Here is a 2,969-nt window from a genome sequence, read left to right on the forward strand (position 1 = left end):
CTCGCGGCGTCGAGGTAGAGCGGTTCGCGGCCGAGGACGTCACGGACGAGCCGACCGTCGACTTCGCCGGCGAAGCCCCCCGTTCCGGGTAGTGGATCGCCGGACTCCATCGCCGCCCAGACCGTCGACGCGTCGGCGCCGCGGAGCGGTTCGGTCATCGGAACAGTTCGCGCACGCCGCGCTGGACCCGGCGTTTCACGCCGCCGGCGGCCTGCCGGAACGAGATGCGCCACGGCGTCTTCTGGCCGACGACGCTGGTCCGGCCCTGCTGGATCGCCCGCAGGATCGCGTCGACGTTGCGTTCGTCGATCCCGATCTCCGTGATCGCCTGTCCGACCATCTCCGAGATGTGGGCGTCGCTCCCGGCGGTCTTGGGCACGTCGTGGGCGGTCGCGAACCGCTCGGCCTGTCGGTTCGACCGACCCGTGAGGAGGCGGGAGTTGTACACCTCGATCGCGTCGGCGCTCGCGAGCTGTTCGTCGGAGACGTGGGCGGCGACGCCGTGGCGCGAGCTCTGGAACGGATGGGGGACGATGGCGATGCCGCCCTGTTCGTGGATGCGGTCGAGCGTCTCGTCGTAGTCAAGCCCCGAGGGGATCGCCTCCTCGATCCCCAGCGCGAGCACGTGGCCGGCCGCGGAGGTGACCTCCATCCCGACGATGCCGACGAGCCCGTACTCCTCGGCCAGCGCGGCGGCCTCGTGGCTCGCGTCGATCTCGTCGTGGTCGGTGACGGCGATGGCGTCGAGGCCGACGGCCGCGGCCTGTTCGACCAGCAGGTCCACTGGGTCACGGCCGTCATGGGACAGCTCGGAGTGACAGTGCAGCTCGGCCGAAAGCACGGGCCGGGGTTGGCGGCCGGCCGTAAAAAGGCGTCCGGTCCGGCCGGGGGGACTGTGGCTTTAGGACGGCCAAAACTATCGGATATCTGAAAAGAGTTATGCCGGTCGAGACGAAAGGTGAGACATGGGACTGGCCGGGAGCCTCGCGTTCGTGTTCGTCGCCGGACTCGTCACGGATCTGGCGACCGGGCTCGGAGCGCTGCCGTTCTTCTACACCGACGAGATCAGCGACCGCTGGAACGTCGCGCTGTGGGGGCTGGCGTCGGGGATCATGGTGTCGGCGTCGCTGTTCGGCCTGTTCAACGAGGGGCTGGCCTACTCCACGGGGCTTCCCCTCCTGCTCCTCGGCGGCATCGTCGCCGGCGCGGCGCTGGTCGAGGTCTCGGACCGCATCCTCGACCGGATCGACATCGGAGGCGACGACGCCGAAACCGACGGGGGCCACAGCCACGATGAGGCCGACGGCGGTCACAATCACGACGACGCCGACGGCGGCCACAGCCACGACGAGCACCGACTGGAGGCCGAGGCGTTCGCGGCGGGCGACATCAAGAAGCTCGCGCTCATCCTCGGCATCCTCACGATCCACAGCTTCCCGGAGGGCGTCGCCGTCGGCGTCTCCTTCGCGGAGTTGGGGCTGGAGGGGGGTGTCCCGATTCTCGGCTTCTCGGTCCCCGTGCTCGCGGTGTTCATGACGATCGCTATCTCGATCCACAACGTCCCCGAGGGGACGGCGATCGCGATCCCGATGCGGGCGATGGGCCTCTCGAACTGGCGGATGGTGGGTGCCGCGGTGTTCTCGAGTCTCCCCCAGCCGGTCGGCGCGGTGATCGCGTTCGTGTTCGTGCGCTGGGCGCAGTCGTTTCTCCCGTTCGGCTTCGGGTTCGCCGCGGGCGCGATGGTGTATCTCGTCGCGACGGAGTTCGTCCCCGAGGCGCTCGAAACGGGGACGGATCTCCCCGGTGGCGGTCGCCGGGTGCTGGTCGTGGGGTTCGCTGCCGGCGTGGCGGTGATGCTGCCGCTGCTGTTCGTCTGACCCTGCGCCGCCGACCGTGAGTATCCACGAACGCGCACAACGAAACCCCTTTGGACACCGGCGCTGACCACACGGGTGAATGCCTCTCGCGGATGCGGACCACGACCTCGTCGTCGACGAACTCGGCCGCGAGCCCACCCGGGCCGAGGAGCACCTGTTCGAGAACCTCTGGAGCGAGCACTGCGCGTACCGCTCCTCGCGCATGCTGCTCTCGGCGTTCGACAGCGAGGGCGAGCACGTCGAGATCGGCCCCGGCGACGACGCCGCGGTCGTCCGGGTCCCCGGCACCGACACGCTGCTGACGTTCGGGATCGAGAGCCACAACCACCCCAGCTACGTCGACCCCTACGACGGCGCCGCGACCGGGATCGGCGGCATCGTCCGCGACACGCTCTCGATGGGCGCCTACCCCATCGCGCTCGCGGACTCGCTGTACTTCGGGCCGTTCGACCGCGAGCACTCCCGCTACCTGCTCGACGGCGTCGTCGAGGGGATCGCCGACTACGGCAACGCCATCGGCGTCCCGACCGTCGCGGGCAGCGTCGCGTTCGAGGACGGCCACGTCGGGAACCCCCTCGTGAACGTCGCCTGCGTCGGGAAGACGACGCCCGACCGACTCGTGACTGCCGAGGCACAGGAAGCCGGCAACCGTCTCGTCCTGCTGGGCAACGCCACGGGCCGGGACGGACTCGGCGGCGCCTCCTTCGCGAGCGAGGACTTAGACGAGGACGCCGAGACCGAGGACCGGCCCGCCGTGCAGGTCGGCGACCCGTACTCGGAGAAGCTACTGATCGAGTGCAACGAGGCGCTCGTCGACGAGGGACTGATCGAGTCCGCGCGGGACCTCGGCGCCGCGGGACTCGGCGGCGCCTCCTCCGAACTGGTCGCGAAGGGCGGCTTCGGGGCCGATATCGACCTCGGCGCGATCCACACCCGCGAGCCCGGGATGAACGCGACGGAGATCCTGCTCGCGGAGTCCCAAGAGCGGATGTGCTACGAGGTCGCGCCGGAGAACGTCGAGCGCGTGAAAGCGATCGCCGAGCGCTTCGACCTCGGCTGTTCGGACATCGGCGAGATCACCGAGGGGAACTA

General features: G+C 69.7%; 3 protein-coding genes. 2 read left to right on the forward strand and 1 reads right to left on the reverse strand.

Annotated features, from left to right (window positions below):
* Window positions 1-154: 154 nt before the first annotated feature.
* Complete coding sequence (locus tag ACFR9S_RS00610) at window positions 155-841, reverse strand: PHP domain-containing protein (protein ID WP_379732200.1); 687 nt, start codon at window positions 839-841, stop codon at window positions 155-157.
* A 124-nt stretch (window positions 842-965) separates the two neighbouring features.
* Here ACFR9S_RS00610 and ACFR9S_RS00615 point away from each other — a divergent pair, with 124 nt between their 5' ends.
* Window positions 966-1,877, forward strand: a complete 912-nt coding sequence (locus ACFR9S_RS00615; RefSeq protein WP_379732201.1) for a ZIP family metal transporter — start codon at window positions 966-968, stop codon at window positions 1,875-1,877.
* Between the two features lie 79 nt (window positions 1,878-1,956).
* On the forward strand, window positions 1,957-2,969 hold a 1,013-nt coding region (locus ACFR9S_RS00620; protein WP_379817737.1), incomplete at its 3' end, for an AIR synthase-related protein.

Origin of the sequence: Halolamina salina (assembly GCF_042678005.1) — an archaeon.
GTDB classification, from domain to species: domain Archaea; phylum Halobacteriota; class Halobacteria; order Halobacteriales; family Haloferacaceae; genus Halolamina; species Halolamina salina.

What these genes read in the sequence shown, in the direction of transcription:
- ACFR9S_RS00615 (WP_379732201.1), top strand. Translation starts at nt 966, where the DNA reads ATGGGACTGGCCGGGAGCCTCGCGTTCGTGTTCGTCGCCGGACTCGTC.